At 60.0% G+C, this 18225-nt stretch carries 13 protein-coding genes; 6 read left to right on the forward strand and 7 right to left on the reverse strand.

Annotated features, from left to right (window positions below; genetic code table 11):
* Window positions 1–11: 11 nt before the first annotated feature.
* Entirely contained in the window at window positions 12–227 is a 216-nt protein-coding gene (locus ACSQ2W_RS22165) for a hypothetical protein (protein WP_436088328.1), read from the reverse strand.
* Between the two features lie 600 nt (window positions 228–827).
* Here ACSQ2W_RS22165 and ACSQ2W_RS22170 point away from each other — a divergent pair.
* Window positions 828–2147: a glucoamylase family protein gene (locus ACSQ2W_RS22170; RefSeq protein ID WP_436088329.1), complete on the forward strand. Its 1320-nt coding sequence runs from the start codon at window positions 828–830 to the stop codon at window positions 2145–2147.
* 260 nt (window positions 2148–2407) lie between these two features.
* On the opposite strand, the gene ACSQ2W_RS22175 is transcribed toward ACSQ2W_RS22170, so the two are convergent.
* The gene (locus tag ACSQ2W_RS22175; RefSeq protein ID WP_436088330.1) at window positions 2408–2803 is read right to left on the reverse strand and encodes a response regulator transcription factor; all 396 of its coding nucleotides are present in this window, start codon (window positions 2801–2803) and stop codon (window positions 2408–2410) included.
* Window positions 2804–3238: 435 nt separating this feature from the next.
* Between ACSQ2W_RS22175 and ACSQ2W_RS22180 the strand changes: the two genes are divergently transcribed.
* The 3 genes from ACSQ2W_RS22180 to ACSQ2W_RS22190 all read left to right on the forward strand — a co-directional run bounded on the left by ACSQ2W_RS22180 (window position 3239) and on the right by ACSQ2W_RS22190 (window position 11295).
* Window positions 3239–3877: a response regulator transcription factor gene (locus ACSQ2W_RS22180; RefSeq protein ID WP_436088331.1), complete on the forward strand. Its 639-nt coding sequence runs from the start codon at window positions 3239–3241 to the stop codon at window positions 3875–3877.
* 654 nt (window positions 3878–4531) lie between these two features.
* Complete coding sequence (locus ACSQ2W_RS22185; RefSeq protein ID WP_436088332.1) at window positions 4532–10045, forward strand: trifunctional serine/threonine-protein kinase/ATP-binding protein/sensor histidine kinase; 5514 nt, start codon at window positions 4532–4534, stop codon at window positions 10043–10045.
* A 17-nt stretch (window positions 10046–10062) separates the two neighbouring features.
* The gene (locus ACSQ2W_RS22190; RefSeq protein ID WP_436088333.1) at window positions 10063–11295 is read left to right on the forward strand and encodes an ABC transporter substrate-binding protein; all 1233 of its coding nucleotides are present in this window, start codon (window positions 10063–10065) and stop codon (window positions 11293–11295) included.
* Window positions 11296–12123: 828 nt separating this feature from the next.
* On the opposite strand, the gene ACSQ2W_RS22195 is transcribed toward ACSQ2W_RS22190, so the two are convergent.
* Both ACSQ2W_RS22195 and ACSQ2W_RS22200 read right to left on the reverse strand, forming a co-directional pair.
* Complete coding sequence (locus tag ACSQ2W_RS22195; protein WP_436088334.1) at window positions 12124–12507, reverse strand: hypothetical protein; 384 nt, start codon at window positions 12505–12507, stop codon at window positions 12124–12126.
* 179 nt (window positions 12508–12686) lie between these two features.
* A complete protein-coding gene (locus tag ACSQ2W_RS22200; RefSeq protein WP_436088335.1) occupies window positions 12687–13046 on the reverse strand; it encodes a LysR substrate-binding domain-containing protein in 360 nt (119 codons plus the stop codon).
* A 107-nt stretch (window positions 13047–13153) separates the two neighbouring features.
* On the opposite strand from ACSQ2W_RS22200, the gene ACSQ2W_RS22205 reads away from it, so the two are divergent.
* The gene (locus ACSQ2W_RS22205) at window positions 13154–13972 is read left to right on the forward strand and encodes a thiamine pyrophosphate-dependent enzyme (protein ID WP_436088336.1); all 819 of its coding nucleotides are present in this window, start codon (window positions 13154–13156) and stop codon (window positions 13970–13972) included.
* 310 nt (window positions 13973–14282) lie between these two features.
* On the opposite strand, the gene ACSQ2W_RS22210 is transcribed toward ACSQ2W_RS22205, so the two are convergent.
* The 3 genes from ACSQ2W_RS22210 to ACSQ2W_RS22220 are packed head-to-tail and all read right to left on the reverse strand — an operon-like array spanning window position 14283 to window position 16523.
* On the reverse strand, window positions 14283–14921 hold the full coding sequence (locus ACSQ2W_RS22210; protein WP_436083058.1) for a LysE family translocator: 639 nt from the start codon (window positions 14919–14921) through the stop codon (window positions 14283–14285).
* Window positions 14918–15877 carry a dihydrodipicolinate synthase family protein gene (locus ACSQ2W_RS22215; RefSeq protein WP_436088337.1) on the reverse strand — a complete coding sequence of 320 codons (960 nt, stop codon included), beginning with the start codon at window positions 15875–15877 and terminating at the stop codon, window positions 14918–14920. The genes ACSQ2W_RS22210 and ACSQ2W_RS22215 overlap by 4 nt, the downstream gene beginning before the upstream one ends.
* A 13-nt stretch (window positions 15878–15890) precedes the next feature.
* Complete coding sequence (locus tag ACSQ2W_RS22220) at window positions 15891–16523, reverse strand: LysE family translocator (RefSeq protein WP_436088338.1); 633 nt, start codon at window positions 16521–16523, stop codon at window positions 15891–15893.
* A gap of 178 nt (window positions 16524–16701) precedes the next feature.
* On the opposite strand from ACSQ2W_RS22220, the gene ACSQ2W_RS22225 reads away from it, so the two are divergent.
* A complete protein-coding gene (locus ACSQ2W_RS22225; protein WP_436088339.1) occupies window positions 16702–18162 on the forward strand; it encodes a PLP-dependent aminotransferase family protein in 1461 nt (486 codons plus the stop codon).
* Window positions 18163–18225 lie beyond the last annotated feature (63 nt).

Here is an 18225-nt window from a genome sequence, read left to right on the forward strand (position 1 = left end):
TGAGAGCACCATTAAGCCGCTTTCGACACTTGGAGAAACGACGCCCTTGCCTTCGCGGCCTTGTGCCTCAGTGCAGCTAGTTCTTCCGCAAGCAGTTCGACGGCGATTTTCTGGATGATTGCCTTCAGTCGATCCTCGACCTCGAAACTGTCCAGCATGTAACTGGTTATTGCATCCTTCATGAGTTCTTCGATGGCTGGATCATTCTCCTCTAGGATGTCCGTCATGCTATGCTTCCTCCAGGTTATCGCTGCGGGGCATTGTTGGTACCTTTGAGGCTAGCCCCAAGAGTTATCTCAGTCCATGATCCTCCAGGGAGGAATTTCTGAATTCTGGGCATGCTCATTTCCTCCTTTGGTTTAGCCTCACTACACCCCGAGGATTGTCGGTGCTTTCGGGTCAAACCTCCCGGCTTTGTGAATTGTAGGTGTGCAAGGAAGCATTGCCGCGCGAGACTTCGGCCGAAGGTCGCAGCGCCTATTCCATCCTGGAGCCTTGGCTGATATCATTGAAATGACGGTACAGACTTGGCGGAAGGCAAAGGTGAGTTTCTCACTGGTCTGAAGTTTGCAACGATTTCGGCCTCACGTGGATCCGAGCGTACCACCGCATGTCGCCATGCAGGCGCATTGCCACGCGTTCCCGCCCGTTGGCTGCTATGCGTTCATGTACGGAATCGCTCGACCCTACTGTATCGGATACGACACTTCCAAAAGGGTCGGTCAAGGAGTGCGCGGCCGTCATATTGAACGGAGAGAGGCGGAAAATGTGCCGCTCATTGAAGACGCACACACGCATCATGTCCACGTCATGATTGAGTAGCCATCATGCCCGCGATGCCCTCGACTGACACGGATCTCGACCGCTTGCCAACAGACCAGGGCTTGGGTCGGCTGCAATTCACCACTTTGTTATACTATCTCCAATGTACGAACCCCGACAACGGGTTGGTTCGCGACAAAACAGAATCCAATTCCCCGGCGAGCATCGCGGCTGTCGGCATGGCCCTGGCGACGATCCCGGTTGTTGTCGAGCACGGGGTGATCACCCGCGAATTAGCTGCAAAGATCACGAGTAGGCGGTTGCGTTTTTTGGTGGAATGTCACCAGGGGCCAGAGCCCGATGCAACGGGGTACAAAGGCTTTTTCTATCATTTTCTGGACATCGAAACGGGCCGCCGTGCCTGGCAATGCGAATTGTCCACCATCGATTCGGCATTCCTGTTCGCTGGCGCCTTAACTGCCGCGACATACTTCGACTGCGATACAGCCGATGAGGCAGAAATCCGTCAGCTCGCGAAGACGCTCTACGAGCGAGCCGACTGGAGATGGGCTTGCGACAACGGCCCCACTTTAACACATGGCTGGCGCCCGGAAGATGGGTTCATTCCCTATCGCTGGCGTGGATACGATGAGGGTCTTCTGCTGTACATTCTCGGGTTGGGATCACCCACCCATCCATTACCTCCGGAGAGTTACACTGCCTACACCGAGAGCTATGAATGGAGAAATATTTATGGTCGCGAGTTGCTTTATTCGGGGCCGCTTTTCACTCACCAGCTATCGCATATGTGGGTGGACTTCCGCGGTATTCGTGATGATTTCATGCGCCAGCACAACAGCGACTACTTTGCAAACAGCCGACAGGCATCGTTCGTGCAGCAGGAATACGCAATTCGCAACCCACTGGGTTTTGCAGGCTACGGGAAACATTGTTGGGGATTCACTGCCTGCGACGGACCGTGTTGGGGCAAGCGTGCGATCGATGGCGTCGATCGGGAGTTCTTCGACTATATCGCCCGTGGCGCTCCCTTCGGACCTGATGACGGCACCGTCGCGCCATGGGTGGTTGTCGCCTCGCTCCCCTTCGCGCCGGAGATCGTCGTGCCGACGGTCCGCAGCTTTGCGCGGATGAATCTCGGCATGACTCGGCTTTATGGCTTCAAACCGTCATTCAACCAGACCTATGTCGTGGAAGGCAGCCCCACCGGATGGTGGGCAAGCCCCTACCACTTTGGCATTGACCAGGGGCCGGTGGTGCTGATGATCGAAAACTACAGGACCGGCCTGCTCTGGAACATCATGCGTCGGTGCGAGCCTCTGGTTACCGGATTGCGCCGAGCAGGATTTTCCGGGGGTTGGCTTTAGATGGAATGCGCTCGGACCCCTATCACATGCACGCCTGGCTAGCTGCCGCCTTTGCCTGAGTTCGCATGGCGGGCGGTTGTGGGCCTGCTCGAATAAGCCTCGGGCGGCGGGCCTGCCGAGGACCGGCCAAATGCCAACAGGTTCCGGAATGGACCTCAATAAATTCGTGTCCGCAGAGTGCTTCTTATCCGCGTGGACAACATTTTCCAGTCCGAGAAGCGGAGCTGCAGCGCGCTTTGCCTACGGAGGTCTTTGCGGCATCATGAACCGCTTTCGCCCCCACGACCGAGAGCCAGCGCAGAACGGATGCAATCAAGCAAATCCTGCTCACCAAACGGCTTTGTCAGGCACCCGACGATATCCGCGCCCAATGCAGGCGCGCCCACATTCTCATCCGGATAGGCAGTGATCAGAACAGTCGGAATGCTTCTGCCCAATGCGACGAGGCGGCGGTGCAGATCGAGCCCGCTCATTCCGGGCATATGGAGGTCTGTCACCAGGCAGCCTGTGCGGCTGAAATGGGGGAATGTCAAAAAATCATCGGCGGATGAAAAGGTCTCAGCGTCATATCCCAGCGACCTTATGAGCCCCTTGATAGCATCGCGCATTGACTCGTCGTCGTCGACGATCGCAATCAGAGGTCTCTTGGTTGACACTGCCGCCTCCCGAACTCGCCGATCAGCATCGTGCCGAATTCCAGCGTTGTGGCGCGCTTGACTAGATGAATTAGTATGCAGGGACGACAACGGCATCGCAAGCTATACAATCGTATAGATTGTCTAAGACCTGCGCAGCCGAAAGCTTGCAATACCTGTCCGACGTTTGCGGCAGGCCGCCATGCCGTGGCGGACTGTAACGTTCGAACGCTCTCGTGGAGTGGCTGATCCCTTCGCATTTGGCCTTGTGGCTGAGGTAATTAGCGCGCATTCTGGTGTACGAAAGAAACCCGTTTCGGCACTGACGAAGGAGAGAGGAGGAGTGTTTTCATCGCGTCATTGGCGCTTTGCTGGTTGGACTTCGCCCGCTGCTGTTGCAGTTGGTGCAGACAGTACATATCCCAAAACGCCGATTCACCTTGGGAAGCTTTGACGATGACCGAGGCGCCAGCAACCGTGATCGTCATAGATGATGACCCGGAAATCCGTTCTGCGGTCGACAGTCTCTTGCGTTCGGTAGGCTTTGCCGTGAATCTCCTCGATTCGGTGGGCGACTTCCTCAAGACTGGACGACCCAACGGGCCGACCTGTCTTGTGCTTGATGTCCGGCTTCCAGGGCAAAGCGGTCTTGATTTTCAGCTCGAGCTGTCGCGAGAAAATATTCAGCTGCCGATCGTCTTCATCACCGGGCACGGCGACATTCCCATGTCTGTCCAGGCGATGAAAGGGGGCGCTGTCGAGTTCCTGACGAAACCGTTTCGCGATCAGGATTTGCTCGACGCTATTCACCTCGGCCTGGAGCGTGACCGCGTGTGGCTTGAAAGTGAAAAGGCATTGGCGACAGTGCGCGCGCGTTTCGATAGCTTGACCCCCCGAGAGCGCGAGGTAATGGCGTTAGTCGTAACTGGACGGCTGAACAAGCAAATCGCCGCCGATCTCGGTGTGAGCGAGATTACCGTGAAGGTTCACCGTAGCCAGGTCATGCAGAAGATGGGGACCAAGTCCTTGCCCGAACTCGCGCGCATGGCTGACAAGCTGAAGCTCGCGCCCAAAAAACCGCTAAGGCAGGTATAAAGGCTCTTATGCCCGCGTATAGGTTATTCCCTCCTCTTTGATACCCGATCTTTCCTCCCCGCCAATAGTCAGGTGGGAAGCGTACTGTTATGGTCAGAAATCTCCTCCCAGGGGGCTCAGCAACCGGCCTCCAATTTGACCCCGCCCCTCGCTGGGCGGGGCTTTTTCCCGGCGGAGCCGAATGCATTTCGGGGCCGCGACGAGACCCGAACCTGTGGCTGCTGTTTTCGCCTCGTCGACCGGGAGCCGGCATCTGCGAGCGCACGCGCGATGTCCATGCGGATAGGTGCGACGGAAAGTCAAAGCACATCAGCTTGAACCAGCTTAACCTTCGCGGACCAATTCGCCAGCCAACCAGCGGTACCGATGTGAGCTGAAGCGCCTCATTTTAGGGGCCAACACGACCCGTCGGCCGGTGCGTTCAGTGTTGCTCCACGCGCCTGGACTGACGGCGCCAGATGAAATGTGGCAGAAAGAAATCGTCATACTACTTCGTGTGTGGTAAGAGATTTTGTTCACACTCGCTGTGACCAACCTAGGCGGACAAATTTTGTGGCCAAAGTTGCTTTCAGCTTGTCAGGAAGCGCTTGCTTGGTGACCGAGTCCGGCAGTTGAACACCCTCCTCTCGATTCGGCGCTGACGGAGATAGCAGCTTGGAGCTCTTGTGGGAGGATGGCGAACGCGTGCTGTCCCGCGGCCGGCGTCTAGGTGCCGGCGGCCAGTGGAACGCTGTGCTGACCGTCCTTCCTGCCGCCGCGCACCGAACGCCTGCAAGCCTCGATCGCCTCGCCCACGAATATGAACTGAGGCACGATCTGGACGGTGCATGGGCCGTGCGGCCGCTCGAGATGGTGCGCGAAGGCGGTTGCACCATGCTGGTCCTGGAGGACCCCGGCGGCGTGCCGCTCGCCCGGCTTCTCGGCGGCCCCATGGAGGTCGGAAATTTCTTGCGCATCGCGATCGCCATCGCCTCGACTCTCGGCAAAGTTCACCAGAGCGGTCTCGTCCACAAGGACATCAAGCCGGGCAATATTCTCGTGAACGCCGAGACCGAGGAGGTGCGGCTGATCGGCTTCGGCATTGCCTCGCGCCGCTCTCGAGAATGGCAGGCATCTGACCCGCCCGAGACCATCGCCGGAACGCTCGCCTACATGGCGCCTGAGCAGACCGGCCGCATGAACCGGTCGGTCGACTCTCGCAGCGATCTCTACGCACTCGGCGTCACCTTTTACCAAATGCTCACCGGCGTCCTGCCGTTTGCAGCTGGCGATCCGATGGAATGGGTGCACTGTCATCTCGCCAGGAAGCCGTTGCCGCCCAATGAGCGGCTGAAGGAGGCGCCGGGCGTCCTCTCAGCGATCATCATGAAACTTCTCGCAAAGACGGCCGAGGAGCGCTACCAGACCGCGGCCGGGCTGGAGCGCGATCTGCGGCGCTGCCTCACCGCCTGGCAGGCTCTAGGCTGCATCGATGTCTTTCCGCTCGGCGAACACGACACGCCAGACCGACTCCTGATTCCAGAGAAGCTGTATGGACGTGAGCGCGAGATCGAGGTCCTGCTCGCCGCCTTTGACCGCATTGCCCAGGGTGGCGCGCCGGAGCTGGTGGTGGTGTCCGGCTACTCCGGTATCGGCAAGTCCTCCGCCGTCCACGAACTCCATAAAATGCTCGTACCACCCCGCGGGCTGTTCGCCTCAGGCAAGTCCGACCAATACAAGCGCGACATTCCGTATGCCAGCCTGGCGCAGGCCTTGCAGGGGCTGATCCGCCCCCTGCTCGGCAAGAGCGAGGCCGAGCTGGCGCCCTGGCGCGAGGCCTTCGGCGAGGCTCTTGGCCCGAACGGCCAGCTCGTGGTGACGCTCATCCCCGAGTTCGAACTGCTCACGGGCCTGCAGTCGCCGCTACCGGAGCTGCCGCCCCAGGACGCGCAGCGCCGCGTCCACATGGTCTTCCGCCGCCTGCTCGGCGTCTTCGCTCGGCCGGAGTGCCCGCTGGCGCTGTTCCTCGATGACTTGCAGTGGCTCGATGCTGCGACGCTCGACCTGCTTGAACACTTGGTAACCCAGTCCGAGCTGCGTCACCTGCTGCTGGTCGGCGCCTACCGGGACAACGAGGTCACCCCAGCGCACCCGCTGATGCGGCGACTGGCAGCGATCCGCAGCATAGGCGCACCGGTGCAGGAGATTGTGCTAAAGCCGCTCGGGCATGAGGATCTCGGCCGGCTCATTGGCGATGCCCTACATTGCACGCCAGCCTATGCCGCGCCTCTGGCCCGGCTGATGCACGACAAGACCGCCGGCAATCCTTTCTTCGCCATCCAGTTCCTCACCGCCCTGGCCGAGGAAGGGCTAGTCGCCTTCGACCATGGGCAGGCGCACTGGTCTTGGAACATCGAACGCATCCACGCCAAGGGTTACACGGACAACGTAGTGGACTTTTTGCTGGGCAAGTTGCGCCGCCTTCCCGAAGAGGCCCAGGACGCCCTGCAGCAGTTGGCCTGCCTGGGCAACATTGGCGATATCGCCACCCACGGTCTGGTCCAGCGGGAGAGCGCCGTAACGCTGGACGCAGCCCTATCGGAGGCGGAGCGCGCCGGGTTGGTTTTACGGAGGGGTGGGGCCTATCACTTCCTGCACGACCGCGTACAGGAGGCAGCTTATGCGCTCATCCCTGAAGGTGAACGGGCCGCTGCGCACCTCGCCATCGGTCGGCGGCTGGCCGCGACCACGCCGTCGGAGGCGGTTGAGGAGAGTGTCTTCGAGATCGTGGGCCAACTCAATCGAGGCATCGCGCTGATCGCCTCGGGCGAGGAGCGAGAGCGACTTGCGCAACTGAACTTAATCGCTGGCCGGCGCGCCAAAGCCGCGACCGCGTACGCCTCGGCCCTGACTTACTTCAGCACGGGGCTGGCCCTCTTGCCGGAGACCGGGTGGGAGCGCCGACATGAGCTGACCTTCGCACTTGAGCTGCACCGGGCCGAATGCAAGTTTCTCACCGGCGAACTGGGGGAAGCGGAGGCGCGTTTCGCCGACCTGGCATGCCGCGCCATCAGCCTGCCCGACCTTTCTACCGTAACCCGGCTGCGGGTGGACCTCTTCATGACCCTCGGCCACAGCGACCGCGCTGTCAGGGTCGGTCTCGACTACCTGCACCGGATCGGCGTCAATTGGTCAGCGCATCCGACGAAGGAGGATGTTCGGCAGGAATACGCGCGGATGTGGCGCCAGCTCGGCGACCGCCCGATCGAAGCGCTGCTCGAACTGCCTCGGATGACCGATCCGGTCGCGTGCGCGACGATGGACGTCCTCACCTCGCTCGTGTCGCCGGCATTGTTCACCGACGAGAATCTGCGCTGCCTCGTCATTGGCCGCATGGGGAACCTGAGCCTGGAGCACGGAAACGGCGACGCATCGTGCTACGCCTACACTGCCGTTGGCAACGTGCTCGGGCTGTTTTTCGGCGACTACAAGGCAGGGTTCCGCTTCGGCGAGCTGGGGCTTGACATGGTGGAGCAGCGGGGTGTGGACCGGCTCAAGGCGCGCGTCTACCTGGCCTTTGGCAACCTCGCGAAACAGTCTACGCGGCATTTCCCACCGGGCCGGCCAATCGCAGGCCACGCCTTCGACATGGCGCTGCAGGCCGGTGACCTAACCTACGCGGCCTTTAGCTGCAACAACGTCCTCACCCAACGTCTCGCAAGTGGCGATCCGCTCGCCGAAGTGGAGCGCGCGGCCAAGGCCGGGCTCGACTTCGCGCAGCAGGCGAAGTTCGGTCTCGTCATCGATCTCATCACCGCACAGTTCGGGCTTGTGCGGACTCTGCGCGGCCAGACGGCGATCTTCGGCTCTTTCAACGATGCCGGGTTCGATGAAGTCCGGTTCGAGCTGCATCTGGAGGAGGATCCGCGCCTGCCGATCGCAGCCTGCTTGTACTGGATCCGTAAGTTGCAGGCACGTTTCTTCGCCTTCGACCCCGCCGCAGCCGTCGCGGCGGCGACGAAAGCAGGACGCCTTCTTTGGATGTCGCCAGCAATCTTCGAGCGGGCGGAATACCATCTCTACGCTGCGCTGGCACGGGCCGCGTTGTGCGACGCGGCCCCCGCTGCGGAGCAAGCCCGCAACCGCAAGCTGTTGGCCGCCCACTACTGTCAGCTCCAGGAGTGGGCTGAGAACTGTCCGGAAAACTTCGCGAGCCATGCCGCGCTGGTTGGCGCGGAGGTCGCCCGCCTCAAACGGCAGTGGCTCGAGGCCGAGCGTCTCTACGAACAGGCCATCCGCTCTGCCCGCGACAACGGCTTGATCCACAACGAGGCGCTCGCATCCGAATTGGCAGCGCGGTTCTACACAGCCCGTGGCTTGAAGACCAATTCCCATGCCCACATGCGAAATGCGCGGCACTGCTATTTGCGTTGGGGAGCTGATGGCAAGGTGCAGCAACTCGATGCATTGTATCCCTACCTGCAAGAAGACGAGCCATCATCCGGCTCAAAGAGGACGATCGGAGCGCCGATCGAACAACTTGACCTCGCCACCGTGATCAAAGTGTCGCAAGCCATCTCGGGGGAGATAATCCTTGAAAAGTTGATCGACACGGTCTTGCGGACCGCCATTGAGCAGGCGGGAGCCGAGCGCGGCCTGTTGATCCTGTCGCGCGTCGGTGAGTCACGGATCGCGGCGGAGGCCACGACCCCTGGCGACGCGGTCGTGGTGCAGGTGCGCGACGAGTTCGTGACCGCGATCGCACTGCCGGAATCGGTCCTTCATTATGTCTTGCGCACAAACGAGAGCGTGGTTCTCGGCGACGCCATGGCGCAGAACCCGTTTTCCGCGGACCCCTACATCTTCACGCACCATGCTCGTTCCATTCTCTGCATGCCGCTGCTCAACCAGGGCCAACTGACTGGAGTACTCTATCTTGAGAACAACCTCGCCCCTCGGGTCTTCGCGCCGACCCGGATCGCGGTGCTGAAGCTGCTTGCCTCTCAAGCGGCGATCTCGCTGGAAAATACCCGGTTGTACCGCGACCTCGCAGAACGCGAAGCCAAGATCCGTCGCCTCTTCAAGGCAAACATCATCGGCATTCTCGTCTGGGACATCAAAGGTCGCATTCTGGAGGCCAACGACGCGTTTCTTCACATGCTGGGATACGACAGAGAGGACCTTGCCTCCGGTCGGCTATGCTGGACGGACCTGACGCCGGACGATTGGCGCGATCGCGATGCACGGACCGTTGCAGAGCTGAAGATGATCGGGGCAGTCCAACCGTTCGAGAAAGAGTACTTTCGGAAGGACGGCAGCCGTCTGCCTGTGCTGATCGGCGGTGCGCTGTTTGAAGAAAGCAGCAACGAAGGTGTTTCTTTCGTACTCGATTTGACGGAGCGCCGGCGGGCGGAAACGGCGTTACGCGAAAGCGAGGAAGCCTTGCGCGAGGCGCTGGGGCAGTTGGCCCACGCAAACCGCGTCGCCACCATGGGTCAGCTAACAGCCTCCATCGCCCATGAAGTCAATCAGCCGATCGCCGCGTCTGTGACAAACGCCCAGGCCGCCTTGCGCTGGCTCGGTAACCATCCGCCGAACCTGGAGGAGGTGGTTCACGCGCTTGGCCGGATCGTCGAGAACGGCAAGCGAGCCGGCGATGTCATCGGCCGCATCCGTGCCTTGGTCAAGAAGGAACCGCCTCGCAGAAGGCGCTTCGATCTCAATGAAGCCGTTCGGCACGTCGTCGCCCTGATCCGCACCGAAGTGCTCCGGCAAGGCGTCTCGCTGCGCACCGAGTTCGCGAGAAGCCTGCCGTCCATGAAAGGAGATCGCGTCCAGCTGCAACAGGTAGTCCTCAACCTCATTATGAACTCCGTCGAGGCGATGAGCGGCATCAATGAGGGGGAGCGCGAGTTGATTGTTAGCACCGAGACAGAGGCCTCAGGAGCCGTGGTCGTCCAGGTGCGCGACTCAGGACCTGGCCTCGACCCGCAGTGTATGGACCGCCTGTTTGAGGCATTCTACACGACCAAATCCAGCGGCATGGGCATGGGCCTGGCGATCTGCCGTTCGATCATCGAGGATCACGGGGGCCGGCTGTGGGCCACTGCGAATGAACCTCGTGGAGCCGTGTTTCAGTTCACCCTGCCTGTCGAAGGGGAGGAAACCGCTCACGCAGAGCAAGAATAAAACAAGAGGAGGAGACCATGGATATCCGTAAAAACGCCGTGCTGGGCGCTGTCGCGCTTGCTAGTGTCTTCAGTTTCAATTGTCCGGCCAGGGCCGAGGACGTGACGATCTCCGTCTGGGCGCTCGACCGTGATACCCAGCCGGCGCCCAATCTAATCGCCGAATACAACAAGCTTAAAACGGGCATCAAGGTCGAGTTCAGGCAGATCCAGTTCGACGATGTGGTCAGCGAGGCCATGCGCGCCTATTCGTCGGACCAGGCGCCGGATATCATTGCCGTTGACAATCCGGAACATGCCCTATTCGCAGCGCGCGGCGCCTTTCTTGATCTAACCGCCATGTTGGAGAAGTCGTCAGTGATCAAGCCGGAGAACTACTTCCCCGGCCCGCTCGCCTCCACCATGTGGAAAGGTAAGCACTATGGTGTACCGAAGGCTACGAACACGATAGCACTCTATTACAACAAGGACATGTTCAAGGCGAAGGGCCTCGATCCGGCAAAGCCACCGCAGACCTGGGCGGAATTGATGGAAGCGGCACGAAAGCTGACCGATCCGGCCGCCAACGTCTACGGCATAGCTTTTTCGGCGAAGGCGAGCGAGGAGGGCACCTTCCAGTTTCTGCCTTGGGCCCAGATGGGCGGTGCCAGCTATCAGAACATCAACACCGATGGCGCGGTCAAGGCGCTGGATATTTGGAAAACGATCCTCGACGAGAAGCTTGCGTCCCCAGATACACTGACTCGCGGCCAGTGGGATTCGACCGGCACGTTCAATTCCGGAAACGCGGCGATGGCGATCTCCGGTCCCTGGGAGCTCGACCGCATGGTCGCTGAAGCGAAGTTTGATTGGGGTGTGACTTTGCTACCGGTGCCGGAAAAGGGTGCCGAACGGTCCTCTTCAATGGGGGACTTCAACTGGGCGATCTTTGCCAACACGGATCACCCCGAAGAGGCCTTCAAGGTGCTGGAGTACTTCGTATCCCAGGATGCTCGTATGTTCAGCGACTTCGGTCTGCTCCCGGCCCGCTCCGACACGCCGATTGCCGAGACCGGCCAGCCGCTCAAGGATGCGGCCCTCAAGGTCTTCCTCGAGCAGCTGAAATATGCACAGCCCCGCGGCCCACATCCGGAATGGCCGAAGATCTCCAAGGCGATCCAGGATGCCATTCAGGCGGCCCTGACCGGCCAGGCCAGCCCCAAAGACGCGCTCGATCAGGCGGCCGAAAGGATCAAGGCGGTGCTTGGCTGACAGGGCATCAATATCGAGCTGCGGCGCTGCCGCTCGCTTAGCTGTGGACGCTTCGACCTGCTGCCGCACGGTCGCCCGTGGCTGCGGACCTACGATCGCGGAGCAAAAGGTTGACCCAGCCTGCGATCAGCGTCCGCCGATACGCTTTTTATCCGCGCAAGAGGCCTATGTATATCAGTCGGCATCGCGGTTGGCGGAAACGGTGCCGCTACGGCCCACAGGAAATGCGGAAGGACGAGGGTATACTAGCCCCGCGTATAGGTCGTCCCCTACCAGTTGGTATCTGATCTTTCCTCCCGGCCAATAGTCGGCGCTGGGACGTATTGTTATAGTCAAAGTACGTCCTGCGCAGGCCCCGCTTCCCTAATCGGCCCGCAAATAGGTCAACATGACGGGTACCTCAGAACGTAGAACCGCCTAGGCGGTCGCTCTTGTGCAGCGGTTGAAAATCGATCCCCGCGAAACGCGGAGGCTGGCTCTATTCACCATCGAGGTAGAGAGCATGCATGAATTACAAACGACCCTCTTTGCAGTACTAACCGTCACCCCGCCAGCGGCGGATGATGCTAAGCCAGCAGCGGCGCAGCCGAACGGATGGACATATCCGTTTTCGTCCTGCCGCGTTTTCGGTTGCCTCGAAATCCGCGAACGAGTGGTTGTCGAGGACCCTATCGGCTACCCTATCAAAGTCATTGGGGAGCTCATCACGTCAAGGGATACTCGCATCAAGAACAGCCCGGACCGGCAGTTTCACCAATCCGCGGTGTCCGGCCCTGTCGCGCCGACCAATCGGGCTTCTTGGACGTCAAGCTTTGCTCGTCCCTACCCTTACATTTGCTTTTTATCGACGGCCGAGTTCGAGGCCGTCAGGAACCGGCGGCGGAACAGGGACATACCATGAGCATCGGCAACTCGGTCCTCGTCGTCGACGGCGACCCCCTCATCCGCATCGAATTCGCCGATATGCTCGAAAATGTCGGGTTTCTCCTCGCGACCACACCCGCAGCCGCCATCTCCATCCTTTCGGATCACGAGAAAATCCGCCTGATAATGATGGATATGCAAATATGCGGAAGGATGCACGGCGGCAAGGCCTACTCTAGTTTCCTGGTTGTGTGGAGCCGCGATCCCTATAAAACCAAATACACTAACTAAGGCCTTGTCGTTGATGGCAGTGTACTTTTCCCCCACTGTATATCCTCCGCCGGACATGGTTTCCTCCTGATGTTGTGGGGAGCAGCATCGATCAGCGGGTTCGTGATCACCGCAATCTTGGCAATTGTGGCAATCGGACAATTCGCCAAACGAGCAGCGAAGCACAGCGCCCGAAAACGTTATGCGAGCGGCGGCATTTCAGTAGGCCTCTTGTGTGTCGTGATCGCCGGTGTCTGTTATCTCGCAAGGGGCCTCGTTGACGCGGAAATCCCAACAAATACCCTCCCGTTCATTGCCGTGTCAGCGAACTCGTTTTGATTTCCGGGGCAAAAGTCCAGTGGGGCAAGTTTTTCGCCCAATGGGATCAGACTGGGGGACGCCACCACGGCGAGCGTTTCCGGAAGCAACTCGACCGAACGAGCGTGCAACCAGGTTCCCGCTCCTCTCAGTACGGTTATATCCAGGCGGGTCGTTTCAAAGTTCGTCGTAGGTGCGGCAGGCATGATTTCCAGAGGGACTTCCGGATGCGCATCTATGAAGGTAGAGAGGCGCTGTGGAAGCCAGCGAGACGCGAAAGTGGGATGCGTGCCAATCATCAGGGAGCTATCAACCGTGCGTCCACGAACGGCGTCGATGGAAATCTCCTGAAGCCTATCAAGGGATAAGGCTACATCCCGGTAAGATCGATATCGATCCGGAAATCATGGCAAACAATTATGAGAACGTGCTTTCCGTCCAGGGCGACGCGCGTCTGGTGCTTCAGCGATTGATCGACATGGCACCCGCCAACGGCGATGCCGCAAGAACTCAAGGCTGGATCGACGAACTCAATGAGTTGCGGGCCAACTTCTGGGAAAATGCTGAAACGCTTCTCAGTTCCGAGGCATCTCCGCTTCGCCCGGAACGAGCCGTACGCTGCTTCAATGAAGCGTTGGAGGCATACGGCAAACCAGCTCTCATCTATTCCGATGCCGGAACACCCACACCGCACATGACGCGATTTTTGAAACTCAGAGACCGCCGCACGCGTTTCGCAATCCCCCGCGCCTTCGGAGGGCTCGGCTCGGCACTTCCCGCCACCATCGGAGCATGGTTCGCCAGCAAGAACCACCGACCGATCGGGATGTTCGGCGACGGCTCCTTCGGAATGACCGTCGGCGAACTTGAAACGCTTGTCCGCCTGCAGGTCCCGGCGATCCTGCTGCTCTTCAACAATGGCACCTTCGGCTGGATAAAGGGTCTCCATCGCCTTAAGGGTCATAACCAGTGCTTTGGCGTGGATTTCATGCCACCACGAGGACAGGCGATCGCCGAGGCTTTCGATCTCAAGGCCTGGACGGCGACCAATTCGGAAGAACTCGATACTGCTCTCGAAGCGGCCTTCGCCTACAAGGACGGCCCTTGCCTGATTGACATACACGTGGAATCGATCGCTGACCGCGTGCCGCCTGTCTATTCCTGGCTTACCAAACGCGGCAGGAACCCGCTCAGCATCGAAGCCGAGGAAGTCAGGTACTTCTGAGCAGGACTTTGGAGGCGCGTGCCCATGACAGGTAGCGGGCGCCTCCTATTTCCGGACGCGACCACTGGCGAAGCAGACCAACGGCTTCCAGGAGCTCGCGCGGGTAGTGTGAGTGACCAAAATGACGGCGCAAAACCGTCATATGGCAATCCTACATCTCAACATTGCATTAGAGTGGCGACGAGCTCGGAGCGCTTACCGCGGTCAGGCAAGTCTCCTGTGCTTCAAGTGCCCTTACCAACGCCTCGCGTTGGGGCGGGTGGTGGTTCGACGCCGCTTCGCCGCCGTAATCTCCTTCTACTTCGCGAGGTCAGGAAACAGGACGTTTGGCCAGCAGCAGCCCGCATCCAAGCAATATCATCGCGCCACCCGATCCCTCTCGAAGACGGCGGATGACATTCGGGCGCGAAGCCGCGCCGTCGCGGAGTCTCCCGGCTCCGAACGCAACGACGATGTCCGCCAGCGTGTTGAGGGATACGGAAATTGCTCCGAGGATCACGAACTGCAGCGCGACATGATCCGAAGCCGTGTCGACAAACTGCGGAATGAAAGCCAGGAAAAACGCTGCCGTCTTTGGGTTCATCACTTCCACCAGAACGCCATCCCGAAAGGCTCTCTTCCCGCCGACGGGAAGCTCGGCGTCAGCCAGGGAGCGATAGTCGAGCCTCGCATGGCGAATGGTCCGATAGCCCATCCAGATCAAGTAGAGCGCGCCGACTACCTTGAGCGCAGTGAACAGCTCGGCGCTCGCCAGCACGATCGCCGAAACGCCCAGACTACCGGCCGCGACGTGAAACAGTCCACCAAGACCGTTTCCAAGACTCGAAGCTATTCCCTCCGAGCGGCCGCCGGAAAGGGTTCGGGCAGCGACGTAGAAAATTCCCGGACCTGGAGTGATCGCCAAAAGGAATGCCGTGAAAAGGTAAACGGTGAAGGCGTTGGAAATCAGCATCGATTCGTCCTAGTGAAACCTGTCTGCCCCAGTTGAATGGGAGGGGTGGAATTAATTGGGAAGCCATCGTTGAGGCGGTCGAGAGCGGCGGCGACGCGCTGTCGCACCTCATCACTCAATGGAAGAACGGGACGTGGCGGGTCAACGTCACAGAGGTTCAGAACCTTGGCGATTACGTACATGACCCTGAAGCTGCCGAACTCCTTGAACAGCGCCCATAAAGGTCCAAAGGCCGCGTCCAGTCGCTCGACGGCCACGGTGTCCCCAGCTTGCGCCGCCCGAGTCAAAGCCAAGGCCTGCGAAGGTAGAAGTCCTGCGACGACGGAATACCAGGTGTCGCCCCCGGCCAGCAACGACGGTGCGCCGCCCCAGTCACCGCTGTAGCCGATCTTGAATGCCGACCCGGTGATAGACCGGAGAGTGGCGAGTTCGGAACCGAAGTCGCCACCCGACGGCAGAGGTATTTTTACGGCCACGATGTTCGCGACCTTCGACAGCCGGGAAATGAGGGCCGGGCTGAAGGTGAACTTGGTGGTACTGGGGTTACTGTAGATGCACAGCGGCAGTTGGCCCGCATTGGCGACGGCGGCGAAGTGTTCGAAAACCTCGTCGTCGGATAGGGGCGTATAGGAAACTGGCGCGAGGAGCAGACCGTCGGCACCCGCAGCCTTCGCATCTTGAGCGAGGGCCACCGCATCGTTAGTGCGGATCGCACCGACGCCGACGATGACAGGGATTTTGCCGCCGACGGTGTCGATCGCCGTTTCAACCGCGCGCCGACGCTCGTCTCGCGTGAGGAAAGCGTAGGCTCCGGTGCTGCCGAGCAGACCGATGGAGTCCGGCCCGGCCTCCGCGATGTGCTTGAGAAGACGCGCGAGCGCTGCGGTGTCGATCCTGCCGGAAGCGTCGGCAGGCGTGATCGGGAATGCCGAGAGGCCTTGAAAGATAGACATGACAGGAAGACCTTCAGATGTGGGTCAGGAGAAGCTTCAGTCCAGCGAACCCGAAGAATACGGCCAACGTACCTTCGATCCATCGGCGCGCCAGCCTATACAAGCGGATCATGGGAGCTGTCGAAAAGACGAGGGCGTAGCCGCAGAAAATCGTCACACTCAGGATCGCACAGCCCAGGAGGATCACGACGACCGTGTGGGGCGACGACCCAAGACCGAGCCCGAGCGTCATTAACGCGATCCATGCCAGGATCGACTTCGGATTGGTCAGGTGCATTAGCAGTCCGCGCTTGTAGAGCGTGGCTGCTGTCGCCTTGTGTTCGTCGGACGGCCGAAACTGGTCCTTGTCCGAAGACAGTGCGGCTTTGCCTGCTCTGAAGGCGAGATAGAGGAGATACAGTCCTCCAAGGATCCGCAGGACGACAAGAGCTTCCGCGTATCGACTGAGAACCGCCGATACACCTGTCGCCGCCATCAGGCCCCAGAAGATCGAGCCGCTTACCACGCCCGACGCGATTGCCAGCGCGGCCTTGCGGCCGTCGTTCATGGCGACGCTCATGATCCGCATATTGCTCGGGCCGGGACTGCCGGCGGCAATGATATAGGCGGTGAAGACGATAGTGAGTTGGTGGATGTCGGCTAGCATTGTTTTGCTTCTTTGGGACGGCGTCGTGCAAACTGGCACCCTCAATACCTTCTCAACTGGCCCTGACATAGAACCACTTTTACCTCAAAAAGGCTGGTCCAGTTTCTATTAAATCCTTGGCGGACGAGTCTTCTCGGTCTATTTGGATCATCGAAACCTCTCTATGTAGGGAGAAGTGATGGCCCAGTTGTCCACCCGTCAGCAGAATTCGTCTCCGGGGCTGGGGGCGCGCAGCATCTACGACAGCCTGCGAGAGCAGATCGTGGCGGGCGTGTACGGCCACGACGGCGTCCTTCCTTCGGCACGCGCCTTGGCAGTCGAACTTGGCGTCTCGCGCACAACCGTGACGTCCTCATACGAACAACTAGCCGCCGAGGGGTTCGTGGTCATTCGACATGGAGTTCGACCGCGGGTCGCCATCAAGATCGCAGGCAGCAAGACAGGAGCCCTTCACGAAGCCGGAGAGCCGCATAGCCTCTCCGCTTTCGGAGAAAGGCTTCGGTCTCGGGCGATCCCGATGCGTGTCCCATCCGAGAGATTGGTCGCGGACTTCCGCTACGGCGACATGTCATCCTCTGACTTCCCGACCCTCGCTTGGCGAAAGGCCATGAACGACGCGGCGCTCCGCCGGCCGCCCAAGCTATTCTACGACGATCCCCGCGGCTCTAGTCGCTTGCGCGCCGCCCTGCAGGGCTATCTCTGGCGAGCACGGAGCATCAGATGCGAGGTTGATGAGATCGTCGTCGTCAATGGCTCCCAGCAAGGTCTGGACCTGTGCGCGCGTCTCTTGCTCGACGAGGGCGACAGATTTGTCATCGAGGACCCGTGCTATCCGATGGCGCGAAGCATCTTCGAGATGACCGGAGCCATGGCGGCCCCGGTGGACGTGGATGTCGAAGGCATCAGGGCGGACCTGTTGGCGGATGTAGACGCCCGGCTGGCCTACGTGACGCCCTCACATCAGTTTCCCATGGGAAGCGTGATGTCCATCGGACGACGCCAGCAGTTGCTGAGGTGGGCGGAGAAGAAGAGCGCTTACATCGTCGAAGACGACTACGACAGCGAGTATCGATTCGATATGAATCCCGTGCCACCGCTACTCGCGCTCGGAGGCGCGTCGAACGTCATCTATGTCGGTACGGTCTCAAAGACTCTGTCACCGACGCTCCGGATTGGCTACGTCGTCGTGCCGCGGGAATTGCAGGAAGTGTTCGCGCACGCGAAGCGCCTGACGGACAGGCATGCCCCCATCCTGGCACAGGAAGCGCTGGCGACCATGCTGGAGTCTGGCGTCTACGAAAGTCACGTGCGTAAGGCCCGGCGTCACAACGCCCGCAGACGCACAGCGCTCCTCGACGCGCTGCAAGTCGAATTCCATGATGCGGTCAGGATCGAAGGCGCGGAAGCCGGGCTGCACGTCGTCGCCTGGTTCCTTGACCTGTCCCCTTCCATGGCGACGTCATTCATTGAGAGGTCTTCCCAGCTTGGAGTTGGCATCTACTCCATCACACCTCACTACTTTGGCCAGGGGCTGAATTTGAAATGCCTTGGCCTTGTGATGGGGTATGCAAGTCTCACCGAGCAACAAATCGATAGGGGCGTAAAGCTCCTGCGCAATGCTTACGATGGCGTACTTTGACGCGGCGCTATGTCTGGCCGTTGTTCGCACAGTACCAGATTATCAAGAGACCAACCCACAACG

It is taken from the genome of Pararhizobium sp. LjRoot255 (assembly GCF_964252905.1).
Classification (GTDB): domain Bacteria; phylum Pseudomonadota; class Alphaproteobacteria; order Rhizobiales; family Rhizobiaceae; genus Pararhizobium.

Bases quoted from the DNA above. Each gene is read 5' to 3' on its own strand.
- ACSQ2W_RS22225 (WP_436088339.1), top strand. From the start codon at position 16,702: ATGGCCCAGTTGTCCACCCGTCAGCAGAATTCGTCTCCGGGGCTGGGG.
- ACSQ2W_RS22180 (WP_436088331.1), top strand. From the start codon at position 3,239: ATGACCGAGGCGCCAGCAACCGTGATCGTCATAGATGATGACCCGGAA.
- ACSQ2W_RS22170 (WP_436088329.1), top strand. From the start codon at position 828: ATGCCCGCGATGCCCTCGACTGACACGGATCTCGACCGCTTGCCAACA.
- ACSQ2W_RS22195 (WP_436088334.1), bottom strand. From the start codon at position 12,507: ATGTCCGGCGGAGGATATACAGTGGGGGAAAAGTACACTGCCATCAAC.
- ACSQ2W_RS22205 (WP_436088336.1), top strand. From the start codon at position 13,154: ATGGCAAACAATTATGAGAACGTGCTTTCCGTCCAGGGCGACGCGCGT.
- ACSQ2W_RS22165 (WP_436088328.1), bottom strand. From the start codon at position 227: ATGACGGACATCCTAGAGGAGAATGATCCAGCCATCGAAGAACTCATG.
- ACSQ2W_RS22190 (WP_436088333.1), top strand. From the start codon at position 10,063: ATGGATATCCGTAAAAACGCCGTGCTGGGCGCTGTCGCGCTTGCTAGT.
- ACSQ2W_RS22220 (WP_436088338.1), bottom strand. From the start codon at position 16,523: ATGCTAGCCGACATCCACCAACTCACTATCGTCTTCACCGCCTATATC.
- ACSQ2W_RS22200 (WP_436088335.1), bottom strand. From the start codon at position 13,046: ATGATTGGCACGCATCCCACTTTCGCGTCTCGCTGGCTTCCACAGCGC.
- ACSQ2W_RS22215 (WP_436088337.1), bottom strand. From the start codon at position 15,877: ATGTCTATCTTTCAAGGCCTCTCGGCATTCCCGATCACGCCTGCCGAC.